Annotated in this window: 12 protein-coding genes, 1 tRNA gene and 1 pseudogene; 6 read left to right on the top strand and 8 right to left on the bottom strand. The window is 23.6% G+C overall.

The genetic code is table 11. From position 1 onward, the window contains the following. Positions 1–212 precede the first annotated feature (212 nt). Positions 213–380 carry a hypothetical protein gene (locus tag CAMP5063_RS05565; protein WP_158512111.1) on the top strand — a complete coding sequence of 56 codons (168 nt, stop codon included), beginning with the start codon at positions 213–215 and terminating at the stop codon, positions 378–380. Between the two features lie 76 nt (positions 381–456). On the opposite strand, the gene CAMP5063_RS05570 is transcribed toward CAMP5063_RS05565, so the two are convergent. Continuing rightward, the gene (locus CAMP5063_RS05570) at positions 457–909 is read right to left on the bottom strand and encodes a hypothetical protein (RefSeq protein ID WP_337194962.1); all 453 of its coding nucleotides are present in this window, start codon (positions 907–909) and stop codon (positions 457–459) included. 16 nt (positions 910–925) lie between these two features. Then, positions 926–1,645: pseudogene (bet, locus tag CAMP5063_RS05575) on the bottom strand (phage recombination protein Bet). Between the two features lie 880 nt (positions 1,646–2,525). Between bet and CAMP5063_RS05580 the strand changes: the two are divergent. Continuing rightward, the gene (locus CAMP5063_RS05580) at positions 2,526–2,723 is read left to right on the top strand and encodes a hypothetical protein (RefSeq protein ID WP_337194963.1); all 198 of its coding nucleotides are present in this window, start codon (positions 2,526–2,528) and stop codon (positions 2,721–2,723) included. 104 nt (positions 2,724–2,827) lie between these two features. Here the strand turns inward: CAMP5063_RS05580 and CAMP5063_RS05585 are convergent, their stop codons facing one another. Together CAMP5063_RS05585 and CAMP5063_RS05590 are read right to left on the bottom strand one after the other, a co-directional pair. Beyond that, complete coding sequence (locus CAMP5063_RS05585; RefSeq protein ID WP_318529736.1) at positions 2,828–3,424, bottom strand: RloB domain-containing protein; 597 nt, start codon at positions 3,422–3,424, stop codon at positions 2,828–2,830. Next, positions 3,421–4,563 (bottom strand): AAA family ATPase, encoded by a 1,143-nt coding sequence (locus CAMP5063_RS05590; RefSeq protein WP_220523503.1) that lies wholly within the window; start codon positions 4,561–4,563, stop codon positions 3,421–3,423. Before CAMP5063_RS05590 ends, CAMP5063_RS05585 begins: the two co-directional genes overlap by 4 nt. Positions 4,564–5,120: 557 nt before the next feature. On the opposite strand from CAMP5063_RS05590, the gene CAMP5063_RS05595 reads away from it, so the two are divergent. The 4 genes from CAMP5063_RS05595 to CAMP5063_RS05610 are packed head-to-tail and all read left to right on the top strand — an operon-like array spanning position 5,121 to position 16,594. Then, a complete protein-coding gene (locus CAMP5063_RS05595; RefSeq protein WP_337194964.1) occupies positions 5,121–9,881 on the top strand; it encodes a type ISP restriction/modification enzyme in 4,761 nt (1,586 codons plus the stop codon). After that, on the top strand, positions 9,881–12,595 hold the full coding sequence (locus CAMP5063_RS05600; RefSeq protein WP_263725420.1) for an SIR2 family protein: 2,715 nt from the start codon (positions 9,881–9,883) through the stop codon (positions 12,593–12,595). The genes CAMP5063_RS05595 and CAMP5063_RS05600 overlap by 1 nt, the downstream gene beginning before the upstream one ends. Then, positions 12,588–14,327 (top strand): DUF262 domain-containing protein, encoded by a 1,740-nt coding sequence (locus CAMP5063_RS05605; protein WP_337194965.1) that lies wholly within the window; start codon positions 12,588–12,590, stop codon positions 14,325–14,327. Before CAMP5063_RS05600 ends, CAMP5063_RS05605 begins: the two co-directional genes overlap by 8 nt. 2 nt (positions 14,328–14,329) lie before the next feature. Then, on the top strand, positions 14,330–16,594 hold the full coding sequence (locus tag CAMP5063_RS05610) for a GmrSD restriction endonuclease domain-containing protein (protein WP_337194966.1): 2,265 nt from the start codon (positions 14,330–14,332) through the stop codon (positions 16,592–16,594). 94 nt (positions 16,595–16,688) lie between these two features. Here the strand turns inward: CAMP5063_RS05610 and CAMP5063_RS05615 are convergent, their stop codons facing one another. From CAMP5063_RS05615 to CAMP5063_RS05630, 4 genes are all read right to left on the bottom strand, one after another. After that, complete coding sequence (locus CAMP5063_RS05615) at positions 16,689–17,078, bottom strand: protein kinase domain-containing protein (RefSeq protein ID WP_337194967.1); 390 nt, start codon at positions 17,076–17,078, stop codon at positions 16,689–16,691. Positions 17,079–17,296: 218 nt separating this feature from the next. Then, entirely contained in the window at positions 17,297–17,572 is a 276-nt protein-coding gene (locus tag CAMP5063_RS05620) for a hypothetical protein (RefSeq protein ID WP_337194968.1), read from the bottom strand. Between the two features lie 302 nt (positions 17,573–17,874). Continuing rightward, positions 17,875–18,405 carry a hypothetical protein gene (locus CAMP5063_RS05625; protein ID WP_337194969.1) on the bottom strand — a complete coding sequence of 177 codons (531 nt, stop codon included), beginning with the start codon at positions 18,403–18,405 and terminating at the stop codon, positions 17,875–17,877. Between the two features lie 1,116 nt (positions 18,406–19,521). After that, positions 19,522–19,608 (bottom strand) — tRNA-Leu (locus CAMP5063_RS05630). Positions 19,609–19,618 lie beyond the last annotated feature (10 nt).

Here is a 19,618-nt window from a genome sequence, read left to right on the forward strand (position 1 = left end):
TAATAAAAGCAAACAGTTTTTAAGAAGTTTAGTGAATTTTTAGAAGAATATCATATTTTTCCTATAAATTCTAATATTAGGAAAAGAGATATCTAAAAAATTTTATCTCATCTAATGATAATATAATTAATAATATAGCAAATATAGCACTTATTACAAAAGAATCTAATAATAAAATCAATAATAAAAATCCAAGCACATATATAAAAGAGTTGCTAAATAAAAAAATACAAGATAATCAACAAGAACAATTTTTTAAAGATTTAGAAACACATTTTATAACAAAAGATATGGTTGAATATTTATGTAATGATGATTTTGAGAATTTTATTATTAGTCGAACAGCTTTAATTTATGATTATATGAAAAACATTACTTAAATTCATAGGATAACTATGTTATCCTATACTATAAAATTGTATATCAACAAGATATAGTAAAAACTTTAAATAATTTTTATTTTAAGCTTTCTAGCATAAAATTCATCATAATCCAAACGCTTGAAAGTATAGTTACTGTAGTTGCTACTGCAGTACCTAAAAGCCAATAAAGTGCTTTTTGCTTAGCGCTAGAAATTTGTTCTGAGAATTCAGTTTTAATTTCAGCTATTTCGGTTTTAATAATTCCTTCTAGTCTTGCAACTTCAGAATAAATTAAACTTTCCAATCTTTTAATCTCTGATTGAAATAAATCTTTACTTACAAGCTCTTGTCTTATTTCTTCTATAGTTTGATTTTTAAGATTTTCAAAATTCAATCTTTGAGTAGTTGCTCTACCATTAACAAGCTCTTCAAAAGCTTTAATTAATTTTTGTGATTGTTCAGGATTAGAAAAAATACTTTCCAATAAAGCTTTAAAACTTTCATTAAGTATATACTCTTTTTGCTGAGCCATAATATTTCCTTGCATATTTAATCCTTTGTCATTATAACACAATTTTTTGATACCAAACTTTTGTGTTTGGTTTGTATTTAAAACCTAGTTGTTTTAGATTTTCAGTTGAATTATAAGTATTGCCAGTTACTGTTGCATATTCACCTATAATTTCAATATCTAAACCTAGTGCCTTTACAGCATTTGTCAAATATTCCAAAGAAATTGCATTTTCTTCATCAGGAATGGTAGTATTTTGAACAGCTTCTGTATCAATAATGATTTCATCTTCTGTAATACCAACACCCATTTCTTCAGCAGAATATAATCCACTTACATTAAATGCCTTTCTTAAAGCTTGACTTTCTGCAACCTTTTTTAGCATAGTATCAGGCTTTGAAGCCCAAAAAGTTGTTATTTTGTCTTGATTTGTTTTTTGCACATATTCACTATATGCAACTTCAACTATAAAAGGTTTATCGCTATCAGTTCTATAAACTTAACAAATTGCAACCAAATCTTGAGTGTATTGCCATTGATTATTCACTAATTTTGGATAGTTTTTAATCTCACTATAAGAACGAATACCACCAAATTTTCCGCTTTTGTGAGTAATAGCCAAAAAGCCATCTCTACCCACTAAAGGTTCTATTTTTTCAACCCACACATCTTTACCATTTTTTGTAACTTTTGCCTTACGAGGAACAAAAAATACTTGGCGTAAGAAAGGATCTAGACCATATTTAGTTGCAACACTAAGACAATATTTTATTTCTGTTTTATTACTCCCAACTTATAGAGTGTGTTAAAAGCTAAAGACTAACTTTTTCTTTCATTAGTATATTTATTGTTAAAATAATGAGCTGTTAAAACCAATGTGCCAAAAATAAGAGTGATAGCACCAAATTAAAATAGCTATATTATAACCATCCATTCTCTCTTATTTTCTTTCAAAAAAAGATCAATCTTTAAGAAAGATCGATGATAGTGCAACTATCGCCCATTTGCAAACCATAAAGACTATTTATAAATAATCCTACGCCAATAGATTCTATGAATCTTAAGATTACTTTTGCAGGTATTTTTATAAATAATGCTTTTTAAATTTTTATTTATATTGTTATTTTGCAATAAAAAATAAAAGCTAAAAGATATAAACATGCTTCTAATAATAAAATATCAAAATCAATTATTTTTTATTATTATCGGTTTTTTTATCTTTATCAAAGTCATAAAATGTCACAAATATGGCAACTACTATTGCAAAGGCTAATACAATATATTGTCCCATTTTGTTTCCTTTTTTTGTTATAAAAATTATTAAATTAATATATTATCTAATCAACTTTAAAAATACAATATTATTTTTTAATTATAATATTTCAAAGATCTAGCTTTTATCAACTTTGTATTATATCCATAATTGCTTTGTTGATATTTTTGATATTTATGAAATCTACAAATTTCTACTAAGAATAGTTTAAATAATATATTTACAGAAAAAAATTATTTATAAGTTATAAAGTCTATTTTTGATATATTCTTTATATTATTAGCTTAGGATTTTTAGTAGGTGCAAGCGAAACTATTTTTGAAATTATCTTGGAAAAATTAAAATAGGCAAAATTAAATAATAAAACAAAAGGATAGGCATGTTTAAAAACGAAGAATATATAAAACAGAGAAAAGTATTATGGATAAAAAGTTTTGAAGCTTTTAAAGATGATGAAGAATTTCACAAAGAACAGTTAGAACTTGCCAAAGCAGGAATAAATGATGGATTTGAGGAAGATCAATTATATGAATTAAACCAAAATTGCAAAAATAAGACAAAACAAACTTACTCATAAATATTTAAATTGTTTTAGCTAAAAAAACCAATTTTAGATATTATTGATTAATCTATATATAATCACAATATAAAAAAAGAAGTAGGGCTTTTTATAATATTATTTTAAATACCATTATATTGTTCTAATAATTTTCTAAAATAATATAGATTACTTTGAGTTAGATTATTTAGTGAATTTTTATCAATCTCACGCTGATCATTGCAAAAAACAGCGATATTGCAAAAATACTTTTCAGCATTTTCTATACATCCACCTTTATTTAATATTTGAGAATATAAATCGTTAGTAGATGATTTAAAATTCTTACTATCGCTATATCCTAATTTTTTATAAAAATTTGTTTTGTTATTTTTACTATTATCTACAAAATGAAATCTAAGCCAATCTTCAAAATCATCAAGAGTAAGAAATAAATGTATATCTTTTGACTTTTTTATATGTTTTATAAGTTTTTCTAAAATTTTTAACTCATTAGTATCACTTTTTGCTCTATCTAGATCCATTACAATAATAAGCTTATCAATATAAGGTGCTTTTTCTATTTTATAAAGAATGTTTTTATATGAATTATTATTTTTTAAATTTTTTACATCTATTTTAATATTATCATAATTTAGATATTTAAAAAGGGAATTAAAATAATCTTCTTCTGTTTTACCTTCACACCAAATCTGTAATACTGGGTTTTGTTTTTTTATTCATCATAAAGCCCTTTTAAATAATCAATATATGCTTTTTTCTTTTCGCTTCTAATATCATAATCGTAGTAAGTTCTTATCTTACTCTCTAGGTATTGATCTTTTTGAATTAAAAATATTTGTTGTGAATTTAAAAAACTAACATCAAATAATAAAACATTATGAGATGAAACAATTAATTGTCCATTATGGTTTTCCTCTGTATTAATAAGATTGTTAAATATAAGTATTAGCGCCAAAGTGCTTATTGAAGAATCTAATTCATCAATAAAAACAATTTTTCCTTCCTTGATAATTTGGGTTATTTTATCTGCAAAATATACTATTTTTTTAATACCTTCTGATTCTATTTGATAATTAAATTTCTTTCCATTGCGAACAAAAAAGATTTCGTATATATTCTTTCCATCTTTTTCATACTTTTTAAACTCAAAATCTTTTATAGTTTTATCTAGCAATTGAAAAATTTCCAAAATACTTTCTTTGTGTTCTAAAAAATATTTCTTTTTATTTTCTTCAAATTCAAAATTATATTTTTTTGAATAATTACTATTCATATAAACTTCAATATTGTTTATAAGATTTACAAATATTTCTTTTTGCTCTATTTCAAAATCTTTTAATAAGTAAAATATATTTTCACTAAGATTTCTTGAAAAAAATGACTCTAATAGCTTATTATCTTCTTTACTGTAAATATTAAAAATAGCCTTATCATTCTCAAATTCATATATAATTTTATTATTTTTCAAAAAAGATTCTTTTAGGATATATTTTTTATCAAACTCTATCGAATATGTAAAAATATCTTTATTGTTATTAGATAACTCAATACTTAATTTTATAGAATTTGAATTTTCATTAAAGGCATTGTCTGTTAAATGCTCTCTTAGGGTATGAGAAAAGCCATATTTAATTATATTTAGTAAAATTTTTACGCCTATAAAAAAGTTAGTTTTTCCGCTAGTATTCTTTCCAAAAAAAACTGCTGATTTCATAGGTTTCCCAGCTTGTGATAAATTAAAATTATACTCATATTTTGTATTTTTTAACTTACTTTTTGGCTTTGCTGTAAAATCAACAATTTGTGTTTCTATTCCAAAAGAATATAGACCAGATATTTCTATTTTTCTTAACATAATGTTTTCCTTTTGTATTATTATAAAGCATTGATAGTTAATATAAACATAAAATATGTTTATATTTAAAAATATATAGTTTTAAAGTCTGTTTTGATATTTTTTATAATATTCACTAAAGAATTAAAGCTATAAAAATGAATTAATAAAAATACATTCTTAATCAAGGTAAAAAATAAACAACTTAGCAAATTTCAATATTGCACTTCATAGGCATATAAAATATTCGTATAAAACTAAATCCACAAAAATATATTTACTCTTAATGATTTAAATGAAACATTCAATAAATATATTTTGAAATATTGTTAAGAATAAAATAAGTTATTATGAAGCCCTTTGAAATTAATATAATAATTATGGCTTCAAGGAAAACTAAAGCATAAAACTGTATAAGAAGATATCTCTATAAAGAAAACACTACTGATCTAATAAGCTTTCTAGTGGGTATAATATCCATTTATAATTACACAAAATAAAAATACAAAACTTTTATATTTATAAGTTACAAAGTTAATTTTTGATATATTCTTTATATTATTAGCTTAGGAGTTTTAATGAGTGCAAACGAAACTACTTTTGAAATCATCTTAGAAAAATTAAAAAAAGCAAATTTAAACACTAGATCGAAGGGATCTATGTTTGAAAAACTTTCAAAACATCTTTTAAAAGAAAAAGATACAGCAAATATTTATAAAAATATTTATCTTTGGGATGAATGGGATAAAAAAGATGGGCAAGATTGTGGTATTGATCTAATCATTCAAACAAAAGATGATGATTATATTGCAGTTCAATGTAAATTTTATGAAAATTCAAAAGTAGATTTTAAAGATTTAAGTACTTATTTTAGCAAGTTGCAAAGTGGAATAGGGGAGATTAAATTTAGTAAAGGCATTATTATAAGTACTAGCGATCTTACTCAAAACGCTAAAAAAGAGATGGAGCAAATTTTAAAAAACACACCTATAGAATTGATCACTTTAGAAGATTTTTTAAATTCAAACATAAGTTGGGATAAATTTGATCCAAATAATTCTTTAGAGCTGCCAATTACTGCAAAGAAAAAACCAAGAGAACATCAAATACAAGCCATAAATAACACAAAAGAATATTTTGCAAACAAAAATAATACAAGAGGCAAGCTTATCATGGCTTGTGGTACTGGGAAAACTTTTACTTCTTTAAAAATTATAGAAGAAATTACTCCTAAAAATTCCATTGTTTTATTTTTAGCTCCTAGTATAGCTTTAGTAGGGCAAACATTTAGAGAATATTGCAAAGAGAAAACTGATGATTTTGTTGCTTCTATTGTATGCTCAGATAGTAAATCAGGTAAAAGCATTGAAGATGATATAGATATTTTAGAATTGCCCATTCCTGCTTCTACTGATACACAAAGCATTAAAAAAGCTTACGATATAGCTAAAAAAGACAACAAAAGATTTATCATCTTTTCTACTTATCAAAGTGTTGAAAAAATCATGCAAGCTCAAAAACAAAACGATCTAGATGAGATTGATCTAATCATTTGCGATGAAGCTCACAGAAGTGTAGGAAATTTATATTCAGGTAAGGAAAAAGATAAACTAAATACTTTTACTCTATGCCATAGTGATGAAAACATCAAAGCCAAAAAAAGAATTTACATGAGCGCTACTCCAAAGATTTATTCTAGTTCTCAAAAAAGCAAAGCTTTGGAAAGTGATAATGAAGTATTTTCTATGGATGATGAAGAAATTTTTGGAGATGAAATTTATAGTATTAATTTTAGAGAAGCAGTTGAAAAAGGCTTACTCACTGATTATAAAGTTATCATTTTAGCTATCAAACAAGAAGGTATTGCAAATATAGCAAATACAGCCATAGCAAAATTAAAAGATGAGAAAAATGTAGATGAAAAATATGTAGATATAGACTTTGTATCTAAAATCATAGGTACGCATAAAGGTTTAGCAAGAAATGATTTAGTTGCTCTTGATGAAAATAACCAAATAGATAATGACTTTTTAGAAGAAATGGATAGTAATATTTCAAGAAGAGTTATAAATTTTTGCAAAAGCATAAGAGATTCTAAAAATATAACCAATTCTTTTAAAATTATTATGCAATGTTATGATGAAGCTTTAAAAAAAGATTCTTTTAAAAATCTTGATATAAACATAGATCATGTTGATGGAACTATGAACTCCAATATAAGATTAAACAAACTAAATAATCTCAACTCCCCAAAAGAAAATACTTGTAATATACTAAGCAATGCAAGATGTTTAAGTGAAGGTGTGGATGTACCTGCTTTAGATAGTGTAGTATTTTTTGATGGAAGAAATTCTATGGTAGATATAATCCAATCAGTAGGTAGAGTAATGAGAAAAGCTCCAAATAAAAAAACAGGTTATATCATACTGCCTTTAGCATTAAGCGAGAATGAGCTTTCAAATTTAGATGAGGCTATAAAAAATACCAATTTTTTGAATATATGGAGTATCTTAAAAGCCCTAAGAAGTCACGATGATACCTTAGTAGATGAGGCTGTATTTAAAGAAAAGATCAAAATAGCTGTGGCTGATTATGTGGCAGATGAAAGCTCAAATAATACAGATAAAAACTATGAGCCAAGCTTGTTTGATAGTTTTACCTTAAGTGAGCTTGCAAACACGATGTATAATGCCATACCAACTAAACTTGGTGATAAAGGTTATTGGCAAAGCTTTAGTGCAAAAACAGCTAAAATAGTAGAAAAATTAAACATTAGATTAAATGCTATTTTTAAAGATCATCCTGAAATTTTAGAAGAATTTTTAACTTCCTTAAAAGAAAATATTCATCCAAATATCAAAGAAGATGAAGCCATAGATATGATATGCTCTCACATTATAACTAAACCTATATTTGATGTTTTATTTGATAAGAATATGGATGATAATCCTATAGGAAAAGCTCTTGATGAAGTAAATAAAAAGTTAAATACCTTTGGTTTAGAGACGGAAGAAACAAGATCTTTAAAAGCCTTTTATAAAAACGTAGAAGAAAATGTAAAATTAGCAAAAAGTCAAAAAAGCAAACAAGAACTTATTAAAAATTTATACGATACTTTCTTTAGATCAGCTTTTAAAAAACAAGCTGAAAAATTAGGCATAGTTTATACTCCTATACAAGTGGTTGATTTTATACTTCATTCTGTTAATGAGCTTTTAAAAAGACATTTTAATACAGATTTTAACGATGAAAATGTAAAAATCTTTGATCCATTCACTGGAACTGGAAGTTTTATCACAAGATTATTAAGCAAAGAAAACGATTTAATTAGCGATGAAAATTTCAAAAACAAATACGAAAAAGCAATTTTTGCTCAAGATATTATTTTACTTGCTTATTATATAGCGCTTATTAATATCACTCAAACGGGTAATGAAAGGATAAATACTTTAGATAAATTTAAAAATATAGCCTTAGCTGATAGTCTTGATTATCTAGATAAAAAAACACAAGATAATGGCTTATTTGCTTTAGAATTTAAAGATTTAGAAGAAAATAAAAAGATCAAAGATTTAATAGCCAATGAAAAAATAAAAGTTATCATAGGTAATCCTCCTTATTCAGCTGGAGCAAATAGCGAAAATGATAATAATGCAAATATTTCTCATCCAAATTTAGAAAAACGCGTCAAAGACACTTATGGCAAAGAATCAAATGCAAATTTAGCTAAAAATACTAGAGATACACTAATCCAAGCTTTGCGTATGGCAAGTGATAAAATAAAAGATAATGGCATCATAGGCTTTGTGGTAAATGGAAGCTTTATAGATGCAACAAGTGCGGATGGCTTTAGAAAATGTGTAGCTAAAGAATTTAGTGATATTTATATTTTAAATTTAAGGGGTAATTTAAACTCTCAAATGAAGAAATTATCTAAAGGAGAGGGTAATAACATATTCAATGCTAAAATAGGAGTTGCCATAGTATTTTTTATAAAAGACACAAATGCTAAAACAAATAAAATTCATTATTATGATATAGGAGATTATCTAGATAGACAAAGCAAACTTGATAAATTAGAAAATTTTAAAAGCATAATAAATGTGCCTTTTATAAATATAATCCCAAATGAAAAAGGCGATTGGATCAATCAAAGAGGAAAAGACTTTGATAATTTAATGCCTTTAAAAAGTAATAAAAATGAATATGGAATTTTTATTATAAATTCTTGTGGTGTATTAACTGGGCGTGATAGCTGGGCTTATAATTTTTCCAAAGAAAAGCTTGAAAATTCTATGCAAAAATGCATAGCTACTTATAATGAAGACTTAGCTAAATTTGATCATCAAGCATTTTTAGAAAAAAATAAAAATATTAAAAAATCAGAACTTTATAATGAGCTAAGTGATAAAGATTTAACTGGGGATAAAACTAAAATTTCTTGGACTGGCTCGCTTAAGAATAAAATCATCAGCAATAAAACAATAAAAAAATTTAACGAAGAAAATATAAGAATTAATTTTTATAGTCCCTTTACTAAAAAATATCTTTACTGGGATAAAACTTGGAACGAAAGACAATATCAATTGCCAAAGTTATTCCCTAAAAATACAGATGAAAATTTGCTAATAAATACTACTAAAGGAAATTTTTCAGCTTTAATATCTGAGAATATACCTGATTACCACTTTATAGGCGATACTCAAGCTTTTCCACTTTATTTTTATCAAGAAGATGGAAGCAAAGAATACGCTATAAGTGATTTTGCTTTAGATGAATTTAAAAAACAATTAAAAGATGAAACTATAAACAAAGAAGATATATTTTATTATATTTATGCGATATTTCATCATAAAAGTTATTTGGAAAAATACAAATTCGAACTTTCAAAAGAAGCCCCAAGAATTTCTATAAGTAAAGATTTTAAAAGCTTAAGCATCTTAGGTAAAAAGCTAGCCACTTTACATTTAAACTATGAAAATAATGAAATTTTTAAAGAAGTAGAATTTAAAGATGGTATCTTAGCTGATATAAACAATGATGAATTTTATAAAGTAACTAAGATGAAAAAACTAGGAAATGACATTTTTTATAATCAAAATATCACTATAAAAAATATACCAAATATTGCTTATGAATATAAAATCAATGGCAAAAGTGCGATTGATTGGATTATCGATCGCTATCAAATAAGTGTTGATAAAAAAAGTTTGATAGAAAATAATCCAAATGATTATCAAGGTGGTAAATATATCTATGAACTTCTTTTAAAAATCATTAATTTATCTATAAAAAGTGTTGATTTGATAAATGAGATTAGTAAAATGGAGTGTGAGTGATGAAGAAAGAACAATATAAAGCATTTTTAAATACTAGTATTGAAAATATTAAAAAAGCACTTGATGAAAATTATTTAAGCATATTTGCAGGAGCTGGAATCAGTGTTAATTCCGGCTTACCTACTTGGAGCGAACTTATAAATAATATTTCAAAAGAACTTTATGGTAACGAAAAATATTCTGAAGATAATTTAGTTTTAGCAGAAAAATTTTATAATCAGTTTGGAGAAAATTATTATTATCAAAAGCTAAGCGAATTTATTCCAGATAATAAACAACCAAACGACTTGCATAAAAAAATAGTAAAATTAAATCTAAAAAATCTTATCACTACTAATTGGGATAATCTATTTGAAAAAGGAATAGATGAGGAAGGTTGTTTTTATAATATTATAAAAAAAGATGAAGATATAGGATTTGCAACTGGATTTTCAAAGCTTATTAAAATGCATGGGAGTTTAGAAGATCAAAATATAGTTTTTAAAGAAGATGATTATCTAAAATATTCTGATAATTTCCCCTTAATAGAAAATTATATCAAAGGTATTTTTTCTACTGATTTGGTAGTTTTAATGGGATATTCGCTTAGTGATAGCAATGTAAAACAAATCATTTCATGGGTAAATTCTAAAGCTAGCAACATAAAACCTGTATATCTTGTCAAAATAAATAAAAAATTTGATAAATTAGAGTTTGATTTTTATAAAAATAAAAATATTTATATTTTATATTTAGATGAAATATATAAAAAAAATGATTATGAACAATTTTTATATGATTTCTTTTTTAAAAATGAAATTAATAATTCTATTGACAATGTATTAGATTTGTTTTTAGGTGATTTAGATAAAAAATATTTTGATTTAGATATGTTAAGCAATCAAGAGATAAATGATAAAGTGGAGGATTTTTTGCAAAGATACAAAAATTGCAAATTTATAATACCAAAGCTACTAGTACAGGATTTAAAGAATTATTTTCAAATAAGCTATCAAGAAATTAACTTAGATTCGCTAGCAATTAGAATAAATAATAATAAATTAGCTGAAAATATAAAAGAAGAAACTTTTAATAAAATTGCAAATTTAACAAATACCATGGTGTATACTTGTAATAAAGAATATGGGAAATTGAAAAATAAATTTATATTAGATAAGGATTTATTATATTTTAATTATGATTATATAGAAGATAAAATAAAAAAACTTACACTAAAAAACTTGAGTGATGAAGAAGAACTAAGTTTAGCTTTTTGGCTTTATCAAAATGAACATTATATACAATCTTATAATGCTTTAAAAAGAGTATCTAAAAATGCTTTTAAAAATAAAAATTACACTACTTGGTTTATAAGTGAAACCAATAGAAAAAACTTTGTATTTAGAAGTATAATTGAAGAAAACGAAATTGAAGAAATAAAAACTTATTTAAAAGAAATGGATAAAATCAACATAAGTGAAATGTATTTAAAACTTCCAGAAAAAAATAGGAACGAGATAGCCCATATAAAAGATTTTGATTTTTTTATAGGAGAAAATATAATTAAGACTTATGTTCTTAAGGAAGAAATTATAGAAGAATATAATAGACATATCAAAGGAGGGCTAACTTTTGATAATAAATTTTATTTACTTTGTAATATTTTTTCCAGGATTGTCAATCTAGAAGTAAGACTGAAGATTATATATGAGTTGAAATCTATATATAGTAACATTATAGAAGGATTGTTGATTTACTATTCTATCAATGGACTAAAAACAGAAAATTCTTATAAATACACCAAAGAAAATATTTCTATTGAAGTTGAATTGAATGTATTTAGTTTTGCTATAAAATATTTTAAAAGCCAGGAATTAAAAAAGATCTTTGATAAATATTTTAAGCAAAATTACATATTGAAATTAAATAACAATAAAGATATAGATAAAATTAATAAAAATATTTGTAAAAATTTTACTACTTCAGGATTTATTGCAACTAAGTATAGTCAATTATTCGATAGTTTTTTAGTAATTAGTTCTTGGGTAGATTTAGCTCAAGAAAATTTTGAATTAATCATAGATAGTTTTAATGAAAAATTGGAAAACAATTTATTAGGAATTAACCAATATGATAGCATGAACTATTTTTTATCTAATCAATACCAAAAAAATAAAAATTTAGATTTTTCTAATATAGCTAATATTATTAAAAAATATATAAATGCGTTTTTAAGTGGCAAATTAGGTAATAACGATACATTAGTTTTGCGGTATTCAAATATGTTTTATGATGTTTTTAAAATACTGATTAATAAAAAAATAAAATTAGAAGATGATTTTAATCCGAAAATATCAGAATTTATAGCTAATTTAAAAAATAAAAACATAAATGATAAGTATTATTGTACAAGGTATTTTTTGGGATTATTAGGTCATATTGTTTCTAAAACTATACGAAAAGAAATAGATAATTTTAATCTAGAATGTTATAATCAGGTCAGAAATGAAAATAAAGATTTATATACACTAGAATTAGGATTTTGTTTATATAGTGATAAAAAAATACCTAAAGAAGAATATGAAAAAGTGTTCTTTGAGATCAAAAAAAGAGTAAAAGAAGAATATGATAAAAAAATATCTAAAATGGAACTTAATAATTTAGGTGAAATTATGCACATTTTAGATTTTATAGAACAAAATGAAAAAAAGATATTTGGAGAAGATAATGAGTGATATTAAATCAATAAATGATTTATTTGGGTTGAATTTTGTAATTCCATCTTATCAAAGGGGTTATAGATGGGATAAAACACAAGTTAGAGATTTATTAGAAGATATATGGAATTTTTGTGAAAAAGAGGATGATAAGAAAGATAGTTTTTATTGCTTACAGCCGATTATTGTAAAAAAATACGAACAAGATGAGAAAAAATATAAATTAGTTGATGGACAACAAAGACTTACTACTATATATATGATTCTTTCTCATTTTAAATTATATATGGATGATAGTAGATATGAATCATTTGAAATAGAATATGAAACTAGAAAAGATAGTAAAGATTTTTTAAAAAATATACAAGAAAAATACAAAACAAATGAAAAAGAATCAAATATTGATTTTTATTATATGAGCAAGGCTTATGAATATATTGAAAAATGGTTTAGCGAAAATAACAACAGAAGGCAAGAATTTTTTAGAATTTTAACATCACAAAATAATATAGCAAAAAATGTGAGAATTATATGGCATGAAATAGAAGATAATGAAGATGAAAGGGAGGTATTCTCAAGAATAAATAGTGGAAAAATTCCATTAACTAATGCCGAATTAATCAAAGCCTTATTTTTAAATAGTAATAACTTTAAAAAAGAAGAAGTTGATTTAAGACAAATTGAAATTTCTAAAGAATGGGATGAAATGGAATATGCCTTACAAAACAATGAATTTTGGAGATTTTTAACTAGCGATGAAGATTATCCAGCAAGAATAGAGCTTTTGTTTAAAACTTACTACAAAATAAAAAAAGATGAAAAATATGAAGACTCTTATGTGATTTATAGATTTTTTGCTGATAAACTTAAAGGCGATAATAAGCTTAAAGTTTTAGATGAAATTTGGTTAGAAGTTAAAAAAATATTTTTAACATTTAAATATTGGTATGAAAATCATAAGTTATATCATTTAATAGGCTATTTAAATGTTTTAGAAAACAAAGAAAGCGAAAAATCACTAGTTAGTCTTTATAAAGAATCTTCAAAAAAGAGCAAAGAGGATTTTGTGCTATTTATAGAGGAGCAAATTAGTAAGCGTGTAAATGTAAAAAATATAAGTGAAATAAAGGAAATGAGCTATGAAGATAATAAAAATGAGATAAAGAAGATATTATTGCTATTTAACATAGCTACATATTTAGAGAGTGATATAAGATTTTCATTTGATAAATTTATATCAGAAAAATGGAGCTTAGAACACATAAATCCTCAAAGTGGGTTTACTATAAAAAACAAAGATGATAGAAAACGATGGATAAAAGAAATTATTGATATTTTAAAATTACTTCAAGATGATAATTCGAATGAGCAAACAACTTCATTATTAAAAAAACTTATTGATAATATAAATGAAAACATTGATGATAAAAAATTTGCTGATATAACTAATGATGTTTTTGAATATTTTAGTCCTGAAGATAAACATAGTATAGCTAATTTGACTTTGCTTTCGCTTGATACAAATAGTAAGCTTAGCAATCATATATTTGCTATTAAAAGAAATAAATTAAAAGAAGATGAAAAAAATGGAAAATTCATCCCTTTATGCACTAAAAATGTGTTTATGAAGTATTATAGTGAAAAATTTGATGATATAAAAAATATTTATTTTTGGACTAGTAGTGATCAAGATTCGTATTTAAAAGCTATTGAAGAAAAAATCAATGTTTTTATAAAAAATGGAGAATAACAATGCTTAAAAATATTACCAATTTTAAAAAATTAATTGAAGAATGTCAAATTAAAATTCCTATTATACAGAGAGATTATGCGCAAGGAAGAATTGAGGCTAGTGTTATCAGGGATAAATTTTTAGACAATATTCTTGCACACTTGAACAACAATAAAGAAATGCGTTTAGATTTTATTTATGGAAGTGTTAAAAATGATGTTTTTTTGCCGCTTGATGGGCAACAAAGACTGACTACTATTTTTTTACTTTATTGGTACTTCGGAAAAAAGGAAGATAAAGAAATAGATTTTTTAAAAAAATTTACTTATGAAACTAGAGCTAGTTCAAGAGAGTTTTGTCAAAAATTAATACAAGAAGAATTTAATACTTTTGAAGATGGTGATAAATTATCTGAAAAAATTAAAAACAGCAGTTGGTTTTTATATTTTTGGGATAATGATCCTACTATTAAATCTATGCTAGCAATGATAGATGATATACATAAAAAATTTAACAACGAAGAATTCTTTGATAAATTAGAATTACTTAAATTTCATTTTATTAAACTAGAGAATTTTAATTTAGATGATGATTTGTATATAAAAATGAATGCTAGAGGTAAAAAATTAACAGATTTTGAAATTTTTAAAGCAGAATTTGAAAAATTTCTAATTAGCAATAAGAAAAATCTCTTCAAAGAATATTTTATAAAAAATATTGATGGCGAGTGGACAGATTTGTTTTGGAGATTAGGCTTTAAAAATAAGCACCATTTGATAGATGACGCTTTTATGAATTTTTTTTATTTTATCAGTGAAATGCTTCATGTAAAAAATAAAGAAAAAACAACAGTTATTGATTTTGAAAATATGAAAAAAAACATTAGTAAGTTGATTGAAAATGTGTATTTTGATGATGAAAATATTGATTTCTTCTTTAAAGCTATTAAATACTTAGAAAATATAGCTAATTTTAACAAGGAAAACCTTTCGGTTAATTTTGAAAAAAATAAATTAGCTTTATTTGATAAATATCCAGATTTATTAATAAAAGTAATTAATAATGATAAGGGTAATCTGATTAATTTACAGCAAAAAATATTATTATTCATCATTATTAGTAATTTTGTAGAAAATGAAAGTAATATTAATGTTGTAAATTTATTAGATAAACTTAGAATTGTAAGAAATTTAATTCAGAGAATTAGAGCTTTAAAGCAAGGTAAAATAGATTATACTGCTACTTTATCTTATGAAAAATTACATTATATATTAAATATGTCTTTAGTTAATGCAAAAGAAAATATATATACCCACCTAATCAATAATGAAGTAAAATTAACAAATACGGATATAAGCAAAGATTCATTGGATCAAGAAGTGTATAAAGCAAAATATACACAAAATGACAATAATTTAAAATGCGTTATTCAAAAATTAGAAGATTATAAATATATTTGTGGAGATTTATCTTTCTTTTTGTTCGAAGATAAAGAATTGTTAGAATTTGCAAGTTATAATATTGATAAAATTTTTAATAGTGAAACTCATTTAATTATTAGGTCTTTGCTAACCATAGATGACTATGTAAAATATATTGGTTTTGCTGGCTCTGGTTCAAAATATTACTTTGGTGTTAATAATAAATGGGAAATCTTATTAACCAAGAATAATCAAGATGATATAGAAAATTACATAAATTTATTTTATAATTTTTTTAAAAAATATAAATTTATTAAGGATAATTTTTCAGATTATGATTCAAATAAAATATTAGAGCATTTGATTTCAGATTATCTCAATAACGAAAGTAATATAGACTATACTAGTTGGATTTATTATTTCATTAAATATGGAGATAAAATATTTAATAATATAGAAAAAAATTATTTTGTTTGGTATGATGATGAAGATAATTTTAACATAAATAAAATGTATGGCGAAACAATGGGTAGCAAATATGTAAATACTTATGTAAAAATATTATACAAAGAAATATACAAAGAAATATCTAATATAAATTTTGATGATAAAAATGAAGTTAGTTTGATAGAAGATGAACAAAGATCTGAATATATTAAAATTGCTGATAAAATAGAAATAATATCATGTAATAAAAATGGATGGCTTATAAAATTGAATGATGATTTTAGTATGGAAAATATAAATAGTGATTTTGTTTTAGAAAAAAAAGATAAAAATGGGGTTTATATTTTAAAACACAATAAATCACAAGATGTTATTGAAATGGCACAAGAATTAATTAATACTATCCAAAATAACTAGTTTAACCTAGTTATTTTGCTTTTAAAAAAGAAATAAAATCCACTTTTATTTATATCTGTTTTCCTTGTCTTCACCAATTCCTTTTTTTAAAAAATCACAATACATTCTTTTTGCCTGTAGCTATAAAATACAAGACTTGAGTTAACGCATAAAGCTCATCTTTAATGTTATACTCATTAAAACCTTTAATTTTCAAGGTAGAAAAATCATTTAAACTTCCTTTTATTTCTGTATCAATACTTGTTAAATCGCTATTAATTTCTTTTGCTAATCTAAAATCAGAAATTTTTATCACAGGATAAATATTATCATATAACTTCAGCAAGATATTATTAAAACTAATGTCTCTATGTAATATATTATTGTTCCATAGAATTTCAATCCCTTTGAGCACTTGACAATCTAAGGAAATTCTTTCACCGTTTGAAAGCTTTTGGTTATAATTTTTTATATATTTTTCTAAAATGAAATCAGTATACTCCATAATATATTCCTTCTTTTTTCACTCATAGAATATACTTTTAGAATATAAGGATTGTTAACACTTCTCATTATTTCATACTCTTTAACAAATCTAATTAAATTCTTTATCGTTGGCAGCCTTATTTAGTCTCTTTAATGCAAAATGACATTGATAAAAATTAGCATAAGATCCACTACCAATAGAAGTTAAAGTGCACTTTCTGAGTATGTTTGGAATATTTATTTTGTTTGACAAAATAAAAATAGATATATTTTTTCATAAGTAGTTATTTTTTTCATTCCTAAAGGAATCTCACTACCTCTACTATTTTCTAAAAAATCTAAGCACTGTTTAAAAATATTGTAATAATATTTATCTATCTCAAAAGATAACTCACTTTTTTTAAATTCTTTCTGTAAGTGCAAAGCTAACTCTATATTGGTTTTTAACTTTCTACTATAGTCGGCCAAATAATGTTTATTGCTTTTTTCGGTAGATGGAAGACGTTCGTTCATTTTTTTAAAACACTCTATGATGTTATTATGTAAAGATGAAAAAACTAATTGAAGGTGTTTGTTTGTAGTGCAAGAATACAATTCTAAATAAGAATTAGATAATGTTTGTTGAAGTTCGTTAAGTGCATTAGTTAAATTATTTTCTAATATTCTATCTATATTTAAAACTCTTTTACCTATAAAAAATAAAACTATTGATTAATAAAATCTATGCAAAATAAATTATAACACAAAACAAGCTCATAAATAGATTTTAATTATTTAATGCTAGGTTGATATTGCTTTATAGTAGATTTTTGATTTTAGGCTTGTTTTTGTTTGTTTTTAGTGGTATTTAATTGCAATAAAATCTTTATGATATTTTCAAAGTCTTTAACATCTTCATTTAATAAAGCACATTTATTGCTTAATATGGCATATTTATAAGCATTGATAATATCTAAATCAGGATATTTTTCTTGTAAGCTTTTTATTTTGCTTGATTGCTTTACTCTAGCGAGTTTTGATTTATAGAGATTTTTATATTTATCATAAAGCGAAGAGCTAATGCCAATTAAAGCACCTTTATTTTTGGTTTTGTTAAATACTTTTAAGACAAATTTGATTCTGTTAATGCGTCTTGTATCATAAGGATTTTTTAAAGAATATTTAGTGCAATTTACTACCCAAGTGTGAATTATTTTTTCTAATCTATCACTTTTGTTTTGGGTAGGAGTTTCATCTAGTTTTATCTCATCTTTAGAATTATCAGCAGATACAGTTTTTTTGAAAAATATATTTTTAAACACAGAATAACTTGCCTTTTTTAACAAAAATTTATAATATTTTATCATACAAAAATTACAAAATCAAAGCCCCTTGCGTTTTTTAAAAAAACACAGCAAATCTCAAAAAAATACTAAAGGTAACGAAAACATATAATCTAATAATTACGAAGTAATGTATTGCAAAAACGATTATTTTTAACAAAAATGACAAATTTTATAAAAATCTATAAAAAATACACCAAAAATTTATCAAAATATACGAAATATATACTTTTTAGGCTAAAGGTAACGAAAACGGCATATCTGCTTAGCATGGAGTAGTGATTGTTTTAAAATGGGCTATTTTTTATAAATTTTATCTATAAAACTCCAAAAATAAAGCTTTAAAATACAGCTTAAAATTTCCATTTTACTAGACTTTTTATCAAAACAAAAAAAGGTAAGATTTTTTGAAAAAATTAACTTGTATTTTTTTGGATATTTTTTTTATAACTTTAATAAAATGAAGATATATTTTAAGAAAAAATGAGAGTATTTTTAAGCTAGCGATCCAACTAAAATAAATTTCATTTTTATAAAAAATAAAAAAGATAAAATCAGATTAATTTTTATTTTAATATCAATTATGATCACCTCCTTATAATTTAATAAATTATAAGGAGGATCGCAGCTCCAGCTAATCGCTAGCTTAAAAATACTAAGTGATATAATTTTATAATAATTTTAAATTAAAATAATTTTTTTATATTTTTGATAAAAAGATTAAGATGTATGTAAAATAATATTTGCTTAATCCTAAAAGCAAAAAACCGAAAAAGCCGAGAAACCATTATTTTACCAATACTAATAATTATAAAATTTCATATGTTTTAATGGTTTAACTAATTTTAAAGCATTATGAATAAAATAAATAAATTAATGTATTTAGTTTTATACTGTCTTCTTTTAATAAAAAAAGAAATAGAGAATGAATTAGCAATTGAATATAAAAAAAGTAAAATGTATTTTTTATTTTATTCTTTTTTTAAATATTTTTATAAAAATGAATTTCTTTTTTAGATTATAATGATAAATTATATTATTTTAATATGGAGTGTTAAGAATTAATTTTTGAGAAAAAAACCGCTACCAAAACCGCTCCCTGAGTTTTTTAAAAATTTTAGAAAACACTTTGAAAAGTAATGGTGCCCGAGGTCGGACTCGAACCGACACAAGGTTGCCCTTACCAGATTTTGAGTCTGGCGCGTCTACCAGTTTCACCACTCGGGCTTTTTGAAAG

The sequence above is a fragment of the Campylobacter sp. RM5063 genome (genome assembly GCF_024723655.1).
Taxonomy (GTDB): domain Bacteria; phylum Campylobacterota; class Campylobacteria; order Campylobacterales; family Campylobacteraceae; genus Campylobacter_D; species Campylobacter_D lari_D.